Origin of the sequence: Nocardioides sp. SYSU D00065, assembly GCF_017916425.1 — a bacterium.
GTDB lineage: Bacteria > Actinomycetota > Actinomycetes > Propionibacteriales > Nocardioidaceae > Nocardioides.
Genome location: NZ_JAFMSX010000004.1, coordinates 182,619 through 198,711, shown reverse-complemented (window position 1 = coordinate 198,711; position 16,093 = coordinate 182,619). Strand labels below are relative to the sequence as shown.

10 protein-coding genes are annotated in these 16,093 nt (G+C 63.9%); 6 read left to right on the top strand and 4 right to left on the bottom strand.

Annotated elements, in window-relative coordinates; genetic code table 11:
* The 6 genes from J3P41_RS16485 to dpdD all read left to right on the top strand — a co-directional run bounded on the left by J3P41_RS16485 (position 1) and on the right by dpdD (position 11,684).
* Entirely contained in the window at positions 1 to 882 is an 882-nt protein-coding gene (locus J3P41_RS16485; protein ID WP_210651544.1) for a hypothetical protein, read from the top strand.
* A complete protein-coding gene (locus J3P41_RS16480; RefSeq protein WP_210651542.1) occupies positions 875 to 3,925 on the top strand; it encodes a hypothetical protein in 3,051 nt (1,016 codons plus the stop codon). The genes J3P41_RS16485 and J3P41_RS16480 overlap by 8 nt, the downstream gene beginning before the upstream one ends.
* Before the next feature lie 272 nt (positions 3,926 to 4,197).
* Positions 4,198 to 4,623: a hypothetical protein gene (locus J3P41_RS16475; RefSeq protein ID WP_210651540.1), complete on the top strand. Its 426-nt coding sequence runs from the start codon at positions 4,198 to 4,200 to the stop codon at positions 4,621 to 4,623.
* A 10-nt stretch (positions 4,624 to 4,633) separates the two neighbouring features.
* Positions 4,634 to 8,995: a protein DpdJ gene (gene dpdJ, locus J3P41_RS16470; RefSeq protein ID WP_210651538.1), complete on the top strand. Its 4,362-nt coding sequence runs from the start codon at positions 4,634 to 4,636 to the stop codon at positions 8,993 to 8,995.
* 5 nt (positions 8,996 to 9,000) lie between these two features.
* Positions 9,001 to 9,522, top strand: coding sequence for a phospholipase D-like domain-containing protein DpdK (gene dpdK / locus J3P41_RS16465; protein WP_210651536.1), 522 nt, complete (start codon positions 9,001 to 9,003; stop codon positions 9,520 to 9,522).
* On the top strand, positions 9,519 to 11,684 hold the full coding sequence (gene dpdD, locus J3P41_RS16460) for a protein DpdD (RefSeq protein WP_210651534.1): 2,166 nt from the start codon (positions 9,519 to 9,521) through the stop codon (positions 11,682 to 11,684). The genes dpdK and dpdD overlap by 4 nt, the downstream gene beginning before the upstream one ends.
* Here the strand turns inward: dpdD and dbpB (J3P41_RS16455) are convergent.
* Genes dbpB (J3P41_RS16455) through J3P41_RS16440 form a run of 4 tightly spaced genes read right to left on the bottom strand, consistent with a single transcriptional unit; the run spans position 11,681 to position 16,005 of the window.
* Positions 11,681 to 12,784, bottom strand: coding sequence for a DGQHR domain-containing protein DpdB (gene dbpB / locus J3P41_RS16455; RefSeq protein ID WP_210651533.1), 1,104 nt, complete (start codon positions 12,782 to 12,784; stop codon positions 11,681 to 11,683). The genes dpdD and dbpB (J3P41_RS16455) overlap by 4 nt on opposite strands.
* On the bottom strand, positions 12,777 to 14,006 hold the full coding sequence (gene dpdA, locus J3P41_RS16450) for a tRNA-guanine transglycosylase DpdA (RefSeq protein ID WP_210651529.1): 1,230 nt from the start codon (positions 14,004 to 14,006) through the stop codon (positions 12,777 to 12,779). Before dpdA ends, dbpB (J3P41_RS16455) begins: the two co-directional genes overlap by 8 nt.
* Positions 14,003 to 15,139: a DGQHR domain-containing protein DpdB gene (dbpB, locus tag J3P41_RS16445; RefSeq protein ID WP_210651528.1), complete on the bottom strand. Its 1,137-nt coding sequence runs from the start codon at positions 15,137 to 15,139 to the stop codon at positions 14,003 to 14,005. The genes dpdA and dbpB (J3P41_RS16445) overlap by 4 nt, the downstream gene beginning before the upstream one ends.
* Positions 15,136 to 16,005, bottom strand: a complete 870-nt coding sequence (locus tag J3P41_RS16440) for a hypothetical protein (RefSeq protein ID WP_210651526.1) — start codon at positions 16,003 to 16,005, stop codon at positions 15,136 to 15,138. The genes dbpB (J3P41_RS16445) and J3P41_RS16440 overlap by 4 nt, the downstream gene beginning before the upstream one ends.
* Positions 16,006 to 16,093: the final 88 nt, after the last annotated feature.

Sequence of the window (16,093 nt, the reverse complement as noted above, 5' to 3'; positions counted from 1 at the left end):
ATGGACTTCTTCCGCGGACATGCGACGGCGAGCGCCTTGGGCCTCTTCGTCATCGCCCGATACCTAAGTGACTTCCCTGAGGGACGCACAGAGGAGTCGCTGAGGGAATCCCTCCAGATGCTCAAGCCGCGAGGGGCTGGATCTGACGACTCGGGCCCGGTGCTGTCTGCTTCGCTGGCCGTCGGACAGGGAGTGCGGATCCTCGAGCGTGACCAAGCGTCCGGGAGGTGGCGACTGACCCCCGACCTTTGTGGCGTCGTCGCTGGCGATGGTGATCGATGGTCAACGTTCCGGGGGGAACTCCTGCGACGCATCGCTGCGCACGGAGTGGAGGAAGTCGAGTTGGGGCGGAAGAGTCCCGACCTTGTTGTCGCGCTGACGTGGTTCCTTCAACAGGATCCGCTCAAGCCGATCCCAACGACGTGGAACGCGCCGACTGAGCCACTCGTCCGGTCTGGCACGCTTGGTGCCGTCGACCGTAGCGAGCAGTGGCGACCGTTTCAGCGGTGGGCCGTTGCGCTCGGACTCGCGAGGCGTGCGGATACTGGTAGCGCCAAGGTGCTGATTCCTGATGCCACGACTGCGATCGCAGACCAGTTGACGTCGATGCCGGCGTACGGCAGCGCAAAGGAGTGGCTGAGTCGTCTGCAGGACCGCTTGCCGATCCTCGGCTCGGCAACGCTCCTGTCCGCGCTGCCGACAGGCGGGCCTGATTGGTCAGAATTGCCGCCCGGACTGATGTTGGGTCTTCGCAAGTTGGAGAGCCTGGGCGCTCTCAAACTTGAGGCTTCTGACGACGCCTCTGACGTCGTGACGGTCGGGCTGGCTTCGTCCGCAAGGCAGATTGGCTGTATCACAGTTCTGAGGGGTGCAGATGTCTGACGCGTCGTTTGAGGGATTCCGTTGCTGGTCCGCCGAAGGCGTCGCACGCACTGTCTTCTCCGATATCGGCGCGCTCGCGAGCGATGCCGACGCGGTCTTCCTCGCCGCCCACACTCCGGTTGAACTCGACCACCCGAAGGGGGCCGAGATTGGCTCGGCGCTCGCGGGCGAGGCCCAAGTCCTCGACGCGCTCACGAGCCGCGTCGGTGACCTGGAACGCAACACACTGGTTGCCGTCACGGGCGGCTCAGGCAGCGGCAAGAGCCATGTGGTCCGTTGGGTGCACTCACATCTGCCCGATGACGATCCGCGATTCCGCGTCCTGTACGTGCCACGGGCGGTTCAGACGCTTCGTGAATTGCTGCGGCGAATCATCGAAGGCCTGCCAGGTGTCCAGGGTGACGAACTGATGAGCCGGGTGGATGCTGCGATTTCCAACGTCCGCCCCGGAGAACTTCAGGAACGACTCGTCGGCGAAATGAAGATCGCCCTCAATTGGCGACTCGAGGACCGCCCTCCCTTCGACGGTGAAACCCAAGCCGAGGCCGAGGCTCGTGAGGACCGCAACAGCATGTTGGGTCTGAAGGACAACGAGACAGGCGGCCGGACCGATGGACTGGCTGAACTGCTCGAGATTCCGGCCTTCAAGGAAGCACTTCTCCGTCCGGATGGACGTCTGGCCCAGTTGGTCCGGTCCTATTTTGACGAGACCTCCCGGCGGGACGACAGTGACCAGATTTTCACGCGCGATGACCTTCCACTGAAGGCGAGGGGAATTCGATCCGCACTGGCCGGCCGCCGAGAACTCTCCGACTTGTGGCAGATCATCTCTCGAGAACCGGACGATGCCATCGAGTTGCTGGACGAGGCGTTGAGGAACGCCCTTCCTATAACGATGGGCCTTCGCACGGATGGCGGTGAGACTCTGGACTCGCTGTTTCGCGAGTCACGCAAAGCCCTACGGTCCGCCGGGCAGGACCTCATACTTGTCTTCGAAGATCTTGCCCAGTTCGGCCTCGTCGACGGCGAACTGTATGACCAGTTTGTGACACAGCCCGGCGACGACTTGGCGCCCCTGCGTGTGGTCTTTGCCGTGACCGACGGCGCCTACGCTCGTATGGAGCGGACAGTGCGAACTCGTGTCGAGCACGAGTTCCGGGTAGGGGGGTCGGCGCTCAGCGACGCTGCCAGCTTTGTCGGCCGCTACCTGAACCTGGTACGCGTCGGCAGAGACGAGACACAGAAGCTCCGGGCCGGTGCCCGCGATCGAGTCGGATCGACCTGGATGTCCAACGCTTGCGACACCCGGGAAGAGGGCCAACCCTGTCGCGTGCGGGATACCTGTCATGCAGCCTTCGGAACGGTTGAGATCGAGGATCTTGGCAGCGTCGGACTGTATCCCTACAACTCGTCAGCGCTGCGTCGAGCTGTCGCTCGGCTAGGGGAAGCGCCGACGCCGCGTGACGTCCTCGACGAGTGCATTTCAACCAACCTCATGGAGGCAGATCAGCACATCGGCGCTGGGGACTACCCCCACGACCGCACACGCCAGCAGTTCGACTTCCAAGTTCGTAAGGCGAAGCAGGCGCTTCTCGACGGGAACCCCTCCTCCGACCCAGAACGCACCTACCGCGCGTTGGTCATCTGGGGTGACGAGGCGCAGGTGGCCAAGGGCATAGCCGAGGCCTTCAAGCTCGGAACCTCGGGGCCGGCCGTCGACGTTCCGCCTCCGCCTCCTCCTACGCCACCCGCGGAGGAGGAACTCGCGAACCCGCTGCTTCCACTGTTCCAGTGGCAGGTCGGGGACGACCTGCCGGAGGACGACGTCAACCTCTACAGAACCATTTTGCGCGAACTCACGGTCGATCGCCTTCAGTTGGACGAGTCGCTCATCCATGTCCACCGTGGCCGGGGCAAGGAGATGCTGGATCGGCTGTTCGGCGTCACGTCGTTCGCAATCGAGGGAGCACGTGGCCGTGTGGCCGCCGCATCAGACGCTGTCCGAATCGAACTCGGTCGCAACGACGCCGACATGCGCGTGATGGCCGCTGCCCGTTGGTTCCGGGATCACGGTCACTTTGATCCTCATCGGGCCAAGTGGCTTTGGCCCGAGGGTTTCGATCCTGGACAATTGATGGTCGAACTCGAGTGCCGGCTCGACCAGTGGGCTCGAGACGTGAAGACCCAGTTCATCGAAAGCACCGGAGGCGTTCGGCTCGCGCGCCAAGCTGTGGGTCTGCGTGCCGTTGCGCTGGCCGCCGCCGGTGGTAGTCATGCGGTGTTGGCGACGTCCTCCTCGGTGGTCAACGCTGTCGGCGAACAGCGGCCGCGACCAAGTGAAGCGTGGCTTTCTGCGGACCAGGCCGCTGCGGAGATCCTTTCGACCTTGCGTGTCGCCGAGTACGTCGGGGAGTTCGCAGCGGTTCGACAGGGTGAGAGCGGTCAGCCGCAGCTGGTCGACCCTCGTGAACTTGATGCGGCGATCGCGTCTTTCCTCGCGGTCCCGGAGGCGGCGCTGAGTGAAGTCGTGTCCGCGAAGGCTGATCCTGTTCTTGCCCAGGGCGCCCAGAAGTTGCTGTCCGCGATGAGTGCAGTTTCCGCTGACACGGCCGCTTCAGCTCGGGCGGCGAAAGCCTTCGTCGAGAGCCTCCTCGAGGGTCACACGCCCGCCGAGGTCGCGAGGGCTGCCGAAGAGGTTGGCGTCGTGGCCAGAGACGCCGGCTTCTTCCGGCCAGCAGAGGCAAGTAGTTGGGCGGACTTCCGCTCCGCCGTGGACGCTCTCGCGGCCGCGCCCGATCTGGAGTCCCTGGGTACGGTCGGTGATGACCTTGGCGATGTACTGAAAAACCAGCGCGCGATACGTGAGCTCGAAAGTGTCGGACAGGCACTCGGATTCGTAAAGCGTGCCATGGACGAGACCAAGCGGGAGTCCGAGCGCGGTGGTGGCCACGCCGGCGACGTGGCGACTTTGCGCGCTGAGGTCACGAAGCAACTAGGTGAGGTCGCGGACCTTGCCAAGTCGTTCGGTCGGGAGGGGAAGTGACTACGTTGAGTGGGTCCCGGGTCTCCTGGATCGATGCTGCTGGGGAAGCCGTTGCGCTTGCAAAGGACGCGGATGAAGCCCAGCGACAGTTCGCGATCCTGGACGACGCGAGGGCCGACCTGTCGCAACTCACGGCGGAGTTTCGCCGGTTAGCTGAGGCTATGGCCGTTGTCCGACCTCTGGGTTGGGAGGGACGATCCCCGAATCCTGATCTTGTTCAGGACCTCGCCGAGGCCGGGGTGACTTTGGGCGAGCGCCCGCTTGCTCGTGCCATGAAGGGTCTCGAGCGGTTCCGAGGTGACGTTGACGCAGCGGTTAAGGCGCGGTGGGGCGCGCATGCCTCGCAGCAGCTCGGTGATGTTTCCGACCTCCTGAGCCTGTCTGAGACGTTGTCCGAGGTCGAAGGCATTTCCGGCCTCTCGGAGAGCCTGCGTAACGCTTTGGCTGATCTTGCTCGGACTCAGGGTTCGCTGCCGTCGGCGGCGTCCGTTGCGCTACTGACCACTGCTCGCACGGCGCTCCAGCAACTGGAGGACTCTCTTCAACCGGAAAGCGTCCGGCTCTTCCTGTCCGCTGTCGCCCGTGGAGGCGCATCTATCGAGAACCTGACCTCGGATGTCCTCGACTGGTTGCGCTCGCATGGCGCGCTCGGCAGGTTCAGGATTGTCGCTGGACCGCCGGTGGGTGCTCATGACTGATCAACTTCAGATGGCCCTCACCGCCGTCGAACTCCGTGAGGGCGAACTCCTCGCATGGGGAGCGGTGGGCGCCGACTGGCGCCGAGAGGAACTCATCGAACTGCTCGCCGCCCACGGCGACGGTGAACAACTTCTTGACGAGATGGTCGACCTCGGCCTCATCGTCGAGGCCCCGACAGGTAAGTATCGATCGCGGAGCGCCGAAACGGTTCGTCTTCTTGCGACACTGCGGCAGGCGTTTCGGACCGAGGCGATCCTGTCCGGGCGACCGCTTGTCCTCGACTATCGCTTCATCCAGCGACCTCGGCGTCGCCCACGACGAGACATTGCGGCCAAGCAGTTCATGGCGGCGGTCGGTGGTTCGCTCGGCAAGGCAGGCAACGCGGCGCTCCAGACCCTGGCCCCCACTCATCTTTCCGCCTTCCAAGAGCGGTCGACCCGTCATGTGCTTGCGGCGCTCGCGACAACTGACGCCGCAGGCGTTGTAGTCACCGCCGGTACGGGTAGTGGCAAGACCCTTGCCTTCTACATGCCGATGCTCGCGTGGATCTGCGACAACCACACTCGGCCGCAGGGCGTCCTTGCGCTCGCCCTGTACCCGCGAAACGAACTACTAAAGGACCAGTTGCGAGCCCTGGTCGCATTCGCATTGCGTCTACAGGGAACGGGCCGAATCGCGACTCCAATCACCCTCGGTACCTGGTTCGGCTCGACTCCGTCGTCGGCAAGGCTGGTACGTGAGGGCCAGGCGGACTCATGGCGCAGAGTGTCCGACGGGTTCGTCTGTCCGTTCCTCCAATGCCCCAATGACGACTGCGAGAACGGCGTCCTCGTCTGGCCCAACAACGAGCTCCGCGCAGACGTCGAGTTGCTGCGTTGCACGGGATGCGGGACGGAGGTCCCAGGCTCCCTCCTGCGACTTACTCGTGACTCAGTTCGTGCCAATCCGCCTCGAGTCATGCTCAGCACGACGGAATCGCTGAACCGTCAACTCTCGTCCCCAGGAAATCTCCGCGCTTTCGGGGTCACCCAGAACGGCCTCCGCGCCGTACTGCTCGACGAGGTTCATACGTACGAAGGGACAACTGGGGCTCAGAACGCATACCTCTTCCGACGTCTCCGCAAGGCGCTCGGTTATGACCCGTTGTGGGCTGGGCTATCGGCAACCCTCGCGGACGCCGAGGGATTCTTCGCTCGGCTCGTCGATCTGGATGCAGGGCGGGTCACCGTGGTCGAACCGGAGGCCTCGGAACTGGAGGAGTCTGGCGCCGAGTACTTGGTGGCTCTCCGGCACAACCCACATGGCAGCACGGGAACCTTGTCGACCACCATTCAAACCGCGATGGTCCTGTCGCGGACGTTGGACCCCATGGTGGGCAATCCGTTCAACCCGCCGGTCGACTCCAACGGGATCTTCGGTAGCCGCTTGTTCGCCTTCACTGACAAACTCGATACGACCAATCGCCTTTACTGGGACCTGCTCGACGCCGAGGGGTGGGCTTGGCCGGGGAGGGCAAGCCAGATCGCGAGCCCGTTGACGCTCGCGCACCTCCGCTCGTCGGCGCAGAGTGCGCTACCGGCTGGCAGGCGGGAAGACGTGTCGTTGCGTGACCATGACGGCCAGTATTGGTGGCTCCCCGAGCTACTCGGTCACGAGATCGACGGTGACGTGCAGAAGCACGTTGGCCGCACGAGCTCTCAGGACAGTGGTGTTGCAGCGGACGCGGAGGTCGTGGTTGCTACTGCCAGCCTCGAGGTTGGCTTCGACGACGATCGTGTGGGCGCCGTTCTGCAGCACAAGGCCCCCCACGATGTCGCGCAGTTCCTCCAACGAAAGGGACGCGCCGGGCGAAACGCCGCAACGCGGCCGTGGACGGTGGTCGTCCTCAGCGACTGGGGTCGTGATCGGGAGGCATGGGATGCGTACGACGCGCTCTTTAGTCCTGTTGTACCCCCGCGATCCCTACCGCTCGAGAACCTCTACGTTCAGCGCATCCAAGCCGTCTATAGCCTCCTGGACTGGTTGGCTGAACGCCTGAACTATCGGCGCGACTCGACATGGGGTGACAGCGCCGGGCCGGCGGACATGCTCGCAAGGGACCCAAGGTGGCTCTCGAGAACGGAGGAACGTCAAGCTCGCTTGGCTAGCCTTCTCGACGCTCTGCTGCGGGATGGTCCGGAGCGAGGTGCTCTCATCCGCCACCTGCGACGAGGCTTATCGCTCGGCAATGGTCCCGTTGCAGACGTGACTCTGGACAAGATTCTCTGGGAGTCACCGCGGCCGCTTCTTGCGGTTGTTGTTCCTACACTCCGGCGACGCCTCAGGGACCAATGGGCGAGCGAGCGTCCTGCCTCCGACGATGCTGGGGTTCGTACGCGCACGCCGCTTCGTGACTTCGTGCCAGGGAACTTGTTCGACGACCTGCTCGTGCCCGACGTCGAGTTCCAAGTGCCGTGGGCGAGGGGAGAGGTAGTCGTCGAGCACCTTCCGGCGTTGCGGGCTATTCGCGAGTTCCTGCCGGGCAACGTGTCGCGCCACTTCGGCGTCTGGGCGACGAACAAGCGGCACTGGGTAGCGCTGCCGTCGACCTTGGCCACTGATGGTTCGCACCTTGTTGATGTCGAGACTTTCGGTGGCGTCCCACTGGATGACGTCGTCGTCAACGGGCGTACCACTAGGGTCTTCGCGCCGAGTCGCGTTTCGTTGGACCCGGTCGACCTTGCTATCAGTGACGCATCGTCCATGCGTGCAGACTGGATCTTCCATGCCACTCCGCTCGGAGTCGGCACCCACTTGCCGCTCACCGGTGCGGTGGGGAGCTTCTTCGTTGAGGCGACGGCCCACCTGCACAGTCAGGGCGGCGGCGTGCGTGTGGTTCGCTTCGCAGAATCCGGGCACGGGGTCCTATGGATGAACGGGCAGGCCTCGCCGAGGCGCATTCGGTTCGACTCCGCCGGGGCGGATCCATCGGGAGGGACGGCGGTTGGCGTCGAGATTCACGCCGATGCGCTGCGGTGCCGGGTCCGACTTCCACGCATGGAGGGGCCGCCCACGCCAGTCGAACGAACAGAATGGATGCGTGAGTTGATCGCGTCGGACGGAGGTTTTCCCGAAGGGCTGACCGAGTTCGACCGCACCAGTCTCGCCGACGCAACGGAGGTTGTGGCTGCAGGTTGGGAGTGGCAGGCCGGGGAGCCGGACAGTCGACTCTTTGCCTCCGAGTTGCGGGAAGCCGCGACGACAATCGGGGTTCTCGACCCTATAAACCCGGGCACCTTGTCAATCTGGCTCGACGACGCGGCGATCACCGACGTGCTTCGAGACCATCTCCATGCTTCCCGGTCGGCGGAGCGTTCAGAGGAATGGATGGCCTGGAGTCAGCGCCGCTTCACCCTCGCTACCGCCCACGTCCTGCTCGATGCGCTCGCCGGATCAAGCGGTGGAGTCGATGCCGACGACCTTCTGGTTGATCTCGACCCGGAGGAGGACGGCGGCTTCTACATTTCGGAGCAATCGCCCGGCGGGACCGGACAGATTGAGGCGCTTACGCTCGGATTGATCGAGGAGCCGGAACGGTTGCCAATGGCCGTTGCGGACGCACTCCGGGTGACTGACGTCGAACTTCTTGACGAGCAACTTCGGTCCGTCATCGACTCCGACGCTCCGAACGTTCGTGCGGCCGTCGCAGGATTGGCAGGGGCATGGGCGGAAGGTCACGACGCCGTTCGCCAGGCCACAACCGCTCTGGATGCGGCGATCACCGACGCCGGCCTCGTGCTCGAACATCCGGCGCGAGTCGCCCTCTCCACTCGACTCGCGGGGCCAGGGGCGGACGCAGACTTCCTCTTGGAACTGCGCGAGTGGCTGCTCGCACGCGACGCTGCGGAGGATCGCAGCGGGCTCGCGGTTGAGCCTCGGACCCTGGCAGCGTTGCTGTGTCGGCGTACCGAAGCTGACTCGTTCCTGCACCTTGACACACCCGAGGAAGCCCGCCGTGCGCGAGCCGTAGCAAACGTCTTGTGGCCATGGGGGCGGGCAGCACGTTCACGACGCGCGTTCAATCCGTACTCGGACCACCTGGACGGCTCGATTGAGCTACTGCGGGAGCACTGGCACTCGCCGGTCGAGACCCTTGAGATGGAGGATTGGAACTCTGAGATCAGAGCCGGCGCCCATGCGCGCCTGCGTACTCACGGCGAACTGCTCGTCCGCGTGCCTGCAGCCCATAAACGAGTCCTACGAACGGCACTGATCGACCTGCATACGGTCCCCGTGGAAGTGGGACCGCTGTGGTGCTATCCGGAGGTGCTGGGCGTTCACGATCGTGGCCCGGCAGTCGAGGCGCGACTCATGCTCCGGGAGTCGTGGTGAATCGCGTGATCCGCAAGTCGCAAGGCGCTAGCGCGACCGAAGCGGCGGATCTGTTGGCTGGCCTGTTCAGCGCCGAACTTGCTTGCCCAAGCAAGTGTCTTTGGCTGGTCTCGCCGTGGGTGTCGGATGTCGAACTCCTCGACAACTCGGCTGGGAACTTCGATGTGCTGGCTCGTTATGGCAAGCGGAAGGTCCGGTTGGCCGAGATTCTCGTGGCACTTGCCGGCGCCGGTGCGCACGTCGTCATCGGGACGACGACAGATCCCCACAACACTCGCTTTCTCGAGCGACTTCGCCTGCTGTCTGACGACTTCAGGGTCAGCGACAGGGTCGCCATCGCAGTCGACACGTCCAATCAACTCCACACCAAGGCGCTCACGGGCGACGACTTTGCCCTTGCCGGCAGCATGAACATCACCTTCAACGGCATCCAGGTCCGAGAAGAGTTCATCGACCTCCGGACCGATTCCGCGTACGTCGCACAGGCCCGCATGGATGCCTTCGATCGGTTCGGGGGAGTGTTGTGAGAGTCGACGAGGCCATTGGCGAACTGGTCGGCGACCTTGGTCGCTTCGGCGCCTTCACTGATCGAGTTGAGGGTCTGGTTGACGCCCAGGTCAAGGCCTTCCGTCCGGCATCGAACGACTGGATTGTGGTTCCTTGGGCGTCGGGCTTCCACCTCTTCAGCGACAGCAGCGAGGGCCAGCGACGAGGCCGAGAAGTAGTGTTCGCATTTCTCGGTCCAGCCGTCGCCTCGCTGGAGACTGTTCCTGAAGCTCGACTGCGGGGCGAGTTGCCGTCCAATTGGCAGGCAACCGGTCTGACACGCGCCTCCTACATCCGTCGGACTGACCAAGGACCGCCGGCAGCCGAGCGACTCCTGAGCCGGCTCGAGGACTTGGTTGCCTCCGTTGTCGGCAGGGAGGCGGTCGCATTGCATATCAATCCCACAAGTGCCGACCTGCTACGAGACTTTCGATTGGCACTCCTTGCGCGAGATGACGTTACGGCGCGACAACTGATAGATCGGATCGCGCTTGACGGACGCGTCAGCGCTGAAAACCTTCGATACCTACGCATCGAGTACTTCGCTGCCTTCGGCCGTTGGGCGGACATGCGAGCGATGCCGCATATCGGCGCTCTGCTCCAGGCTCGCAGGCCGCGTGCCATCTCGGAGACATTGATTCGGATGATCTGGTGGGCGGAACTCGCCGGACCCGAGTACCAAAGCGCGAAGGCAGCCTTCGCGGCGCGCGGAGTACTTGATGAGTTCGGTCCGTTGCTGCGGTCGGTGCGCCTGCCGTCGACTCCGGAGGGCCGCGCAGTGTGCTCGCTTGCTGCAGAAGCAGACAGCGACACTGACTGGCTGCAGGAACTCCTGGATAGCGCAGGTGACGCGGAGGAACGGCACCGCCTGGAAGGTCTGGTCGCCGCCCCGGAAGTCGAGGGCGGCGAGATAGCCGCCGTTGGCCCTGATGAGCCTCCGGCTTCAGAAGCCGTGGACCCAGTCGCCGCCGCATTTCGCGATGGTCGCCACGCTGACGTGACAGCGCACTTCGTCGAGCAGCCATCGGCCGAGCATGCTGAACTGGCTCTGCAGGCCGTCCTCGACTCTGGAATCTCCACGTCGGCGCCAACCGTGCTCGCGCTTGTCGGCGAACTCGTCGACCGCGGCGAGCTCGCGCTCAGCCGACACGGGCGCAGGGACTTCGCAGAACTCCAGCAGTTGGTTGACGACGCCTGTCCAGGCTGGGTCGAGTGGGCGTCACGGCTTGCTGCCGACACGCGCTGGTCGGACGCCGGTGCCGTTGCTCGCAACAGTGCCGATTCCTGGGCTCCAGTTGCGAGCCTGGAGGCGGGGAAAGTTGCCGAACTCTGCGACGCACTGCTCGAAGCGTCGGACGGAGTCAACGCTGATCAACTTCGGGCATCAACCGACCTCCTCTGTAAGGAGACCGCCCGCTCCCTGGCAGCGGGCTCCACGAACGACTTCTGTCAGGCCGTGCTCGTGCTGTTGTCGGCCCAGGAGAACTTCAGTGAGATGGTGCGTCTGGCGTACCTGGACCTGTTCGCCGCGTGGCTTGACGTGGGACCAACGGCCTCGGAGTACGGCGACATCCTGACCCTGACGACCGAAATCTGGGTGCGGATCGCTTCCCCCAAGGCGATTACGTGGTGCGTCAGCGTGTTGGAAGGTCTCGCAGACTCGCCGTGTCCAGATGACGCGAAGCGAACGGCGTCGGCAGCCACGATCATCAACAGCGCTCGACAGCACGTTGGACGCTTGAGTTTCCGCGAGCGCATTGAGGTGGAGGGGCTTGCTGCGGACCTGGGCCTGCCGGCGCTCGATGTTGAGCCTCCCAGCGAGGAGCGAGACGTGTGGGCAGCCCTCGACGGAAAACTCATTGGCGTCTACTCCCTGCTGCCCAGGGCCGCTGCTGCACTGGAGAGCCGTCTGAGGAAGCTCTGCCAGCCGCGGGAGGTACGCGGAAACAGCGACACGGTCGCGACCCAAGCGCTTCGATCACTCGCCGAGCGAGCGGACGAACTGGTCGTCGACACGTGGCACGCCGCCCATCAGGCGACGGGGGCAATCGACGCCGTGCGGCCGAAGGACCGTCAGGTGCTTCCCCGCCAACGAGGCGTCAGTGGCTTTCTCCGCGCACTCGAGGAAGTTCTGGAGCCTTAGCGCAGCGCGCGGAGCAGGTGGCTGGTAAGGAGTTTGATGTCGTTCGGGGTGTTCTGAATGCCGTTCCACCGCCTGGGCTGGTCCCCGCCGAACTCCCACGAACCGCTTGTCCACGCGCAGACCTCACCGAGACGTCGCAGCGTCAACTCGAGATGCATCCCTGCCAGTTCGGCCGTTGGCACTCCGTCCGTGAGCGCGTCCATCACGTAGCCCATCGCCTGGATGCCCGCACCGTGCGTCAGCCGTGACTTAACCGGGGAGAGCTCCCACGCCTCCGGGAAGGTCAACTGGACGATGGTCCAGAAGTAGTTGAGGTGAAGCACCATCTGGTCGACATCGCCCGTGCCGTCGTCGGGGTCGCGGTACTGGTAGAGCGCGCCGTCGTACAGGCTGTTCTCGATCATCTTGAGGACGCTGTTGTCCTTGATGTAACCGTCAGCCATCGTCGGCGTTGCGATCCGTCCGGCAAAGGGTGCGCCCGCCGATCGATTGCCGAAGTTGAGGCGTGTCAAGACCTCTGCGGGCAACTGCTTGCGTGCGTAACTGGCCGGGAGGTGGCCCGTGGTGTCTGGGAGCAGTTCGTGGATCAGGCCCTTGGGGAGCGGTTTGGTGTTGTTGACGAGGATGAACTGGCTGCGCTGCTCGGCCTCGCCGTGCGCGATGAAACCAACAGCGGCTACCGCGAACTCTGCAAGGTCGGCATCGCGGATGGCCGCACTGCGCTGCTGGCCGTCCACCAGCCAGGCCGGCTTCTGGTCTTCGGGAAGCGATTCGTCTACGGGGATCACGAGCTCGCCTGCGCTCACGTAATCAACCGTGCTTGCCGACTCGCTCGTAACGAAGGTGACGCGTTCATCGAAGGCGACGACCACGGCGTTCGGGAGCATCGCACCGTCGGACTCTAGGTAGCGACGGATCGCCTTGATGTGGCTGAGGACCTCGGGACGTTGGTAGCCCTGCAGGGTGATGTCTTCTCGATGTACCCGACTGACGGTCGCGAAGTCGTGGATCCGCTTGCCATCTACTCCGAAGGTGTAGATGAACTGCGTCCCTTGCCTGATGCGCAAGGCGGGCAGTCGAAGTTCGTAGCGGTCAGCCATTGGTGCTCCTGTGAGACTTCAATTGCGCCATCTTTGTGGCTAGCACGGACATGTTGTGGAACCCGCGACGCTTGTTGCGTTCGGTCCCACGGAAGATCGCAATCTCGATCCCGTGGTCGCGGCAGATCTTGCAGGCGCAGCGGGTCCAGGGCGCGGCGGTGAGTGTCTCCTCATACGCATCGCGGTACGACTTCTTGGTGCCGCAGATGACTCGATACTCGTCGAGTCGGTCGAGGCACGCCCTCCGGGACGCGACAGATCCGTCGTAGACCCGCAGCGCCTTAAGCGCTTCGCGCTCGGCGATGATCGCTTCCTTCTGACTGACGTTGCCGGCAAGGATCGCGCGCTTTAGCGTCGGGTTGCCGTCGACCTGCGGTACGCGAATCGCGACGTAGGCACGATCAGCGGTGTGGAAGTTCTTGCGGTCGTCCATGAAGGCCTGTCGGAACGCTGACGTGCTGTCGAAGCTGGTTACGCCGAGGGCCGCGAAATCATCCATGGAATCGACGCGTGTGATGCCGAGAAGGTGCAGATGGGTGCCGGCCTTGAGCACGGCACCGATCTCTTGCAGGCTGGCAAGGATCTCCCGCGTCTTGAGCGGCACCATGCCTCCGAGAGCGATGCGTCGGTAGCCCATGTCTTGCAGGGCTCGAACGCTGTCAGCGTAGGTCGCCGGGCTCCATCCTTGGGCCGCGCCCACAGGTTCGACTTCACTGGCGCGGTCGCGGCACAGCGAAATGAACTCTTCGGCGAGTCGGAGCGTCAGCCTGCGTCGGTCTTCCCAGTCGGGATTAGCGTCTTCTCCATCGGTGCTTTCGGTGAAACCGAAAACCACATGGTCGGTGCTAACGCCAGCGTCGAATCCGCACTCTTCGTAGAAACTGAGGGTCTGCGCCGGGGTGACCGGGGGAGTCGGTTCGTCGATGTAGTTGAACGCGCCGTTGTCGCCTAACGCCTCTACACCGGGTGGGAGCCGGAAGAACTTGTGAACCCCCATCCGATGCATCCTGGCGCGTTGGGCGGTGGTGTACTTGCCAGCTCCCTTGATGGATCCGTCCACGATGGACTTGCTGACCAAGATGCCGTGATAGGGCGCATGGTCGAGAACCTCGTGCGCGTACCGGTCGTCGCGCTGACGGACGCGGTGCGCCGGGTACTCGTCGCGCATGAAGTCGTATGCCGGGCTGACCAAATCTTGGCTGTCGGGAAAGAAGAACTTCACTTGCGCTGGGTCCGTTCCGCGAGGTACGTCCGCACAAGGAAGTTCGAAAGTGCGCTGATGTGACGTGGGGTGTTCTGCAGGTCGTTCCACGCAAGCCCGAGCGCTTCCCAGGACCCCTCGGTCCAAGCGCAATGACTGACGATGAGGGTGAGTTCCGCCGCTGCAGCCGACCTGGCGTTGGGGTCGTCGTCGCGCACGTGTGTCATGACCCGGTCCATGAGCCGACCCATCGCTCTGATCCCTACGCCGTGCATCAGGCGACTTTCAGTTGCGGGTTTCGCCCATGCGTCGTGGAAGACATCGTGAACGGCTCCCCAGTAGGCGATTAGCGAGCGCCGGATGCCCTCCGTGTCGGTGGTACCGGTGGCGATGTTGCGATAGGGGAAGAGGACGCCAGAGGGCGACTCGATGGATTCGCGGATTGCTTCGATCAGGCTGGTATCGGTGACAAACGTCGACTTCTTGTCGTCGGGAGCGGTGGACGCTCGCCGGATGATTCCTTGAAACGGCGACTCGCTGTCCTGGTTCAGCATGTCGACGAGGGCGGATGGGAGTTGCCGCGTTGCCATGCGAGCCGACGGCACCCGAGCAATCTCAGGCAGGAGTTCCGTGACCAGCCCGGTCGGTAGGGGTTGCACAGTGTTCACCCGTAGGAACTGCTCGCGCTGCAGTTCCAGTGTCGGTGCAACGAACCCAGCTACAGGGACTGGAAGCCGGCGATTCCTGGTTCGCGCGAGCGCCAGGCTGCGTTGCTGGCCGTCGACGATCCAGGCAGGACGCGGACCGTCAACGTCTGCTGCGATCGGAATCTCCAGCGTGCCGGACACAGCAAGACCGTCGCTCGTGGAGGGCCCGCGACTTGACTTCCACCGGACCTCTGGTGGCAATGCAAGGATCAGCCCGTTCGGGAACAAGGGGTCTTCCGAGTCCAGATACTCCTGAATCTGCTTCACGTGCTTCTGCTTCTCCGGCCGCTGGTAGCCAATCAGCTTCCCAGCCTCATCGCGCCCGATCCGAGCAACGTCGGCAACTAGGTCGATCTCTTCGGCAGCAAGCGTGAACAGGTACAGCGGCATGTCTCCGCCCTGGAGCACCTTCAGCGCTCGCCGTTCAAGCCACTTCAGTTCACTCATGCTGTGAAAACTTCCTCGAACAGTCCGGAGAATCTGCGCTGCTCGCATGCGATGCCGGATGCACGCAGGTCCCTCAGCGCGCCGGACTTCGACAAACGGGGGTGCTGAGCGAGCATGTCGCGAATCAGAACGCGGATGGCGTCGTCCGAGACAGGACGGCGGTCGTAGCGCTCGACCTGGCTTGCGTCCTGAGCCCAGTTTGCCCAAGTCTGACGCACCACATGGGAAGTGACCGATTGGCCGTCGGCCAACTCCAACCATCGGATGGCCATCCGGGTGTTCAAGCTAGATACGGTGCCACCGAGCGCTGCGCGCAGGTTGCGATCGGAGGCCACGCGCAGAGTATCCGGTGTGTCGGTCGCTCCGCCGATCACCACTGCAAGTTCGGGGTCGAGCGATTGCAGGTGCTGCGACATGGCTGATGCGTAAGTCTCGGAGAGAACCCAGATCGCCGGACGGCCGACGGCGGGTTCGCTGCCGTGAGGGAGGAGATCCCACCAAACCCTGGCATCGCTGGTCCGCGTGGCGACCGAGTCCGACTGACGTCGAGCAAAGGTCGCCGCGTAACTCGGGGCAGTGTCTTCCGCATAGCGCAAGCCGAGGCCCGCGGACGCCACGAAAACGTCGGGCTCCCAGCCCGTGGACCGAGCGGTTGCTGCCAGGCGCTTTGCCTGGGTCCAGGTTTCGCCCTTGTAGAGATCGAGCAGGCGGCCGACCGGCGGTTCGGCCTCCAGGCGTGCTCGCCACTCCGCAGCCCTCTCGCCGACAGTGCCGGCGGGTAGGGTCCTGGCCCTCAGCGTCTCGGGCGGTGCAACCGCTTTTCGGTCTGTGCACGTGACCACGATCGTCAGTTTTCGATGCGACATGACCCCTCGATGGTGAAACTGCGGTTCGGTTGCGGCTACTCTACCTTGCAGTTTCCGCGTTCGGAGCTCACATGGCCAGCGCGTAGTG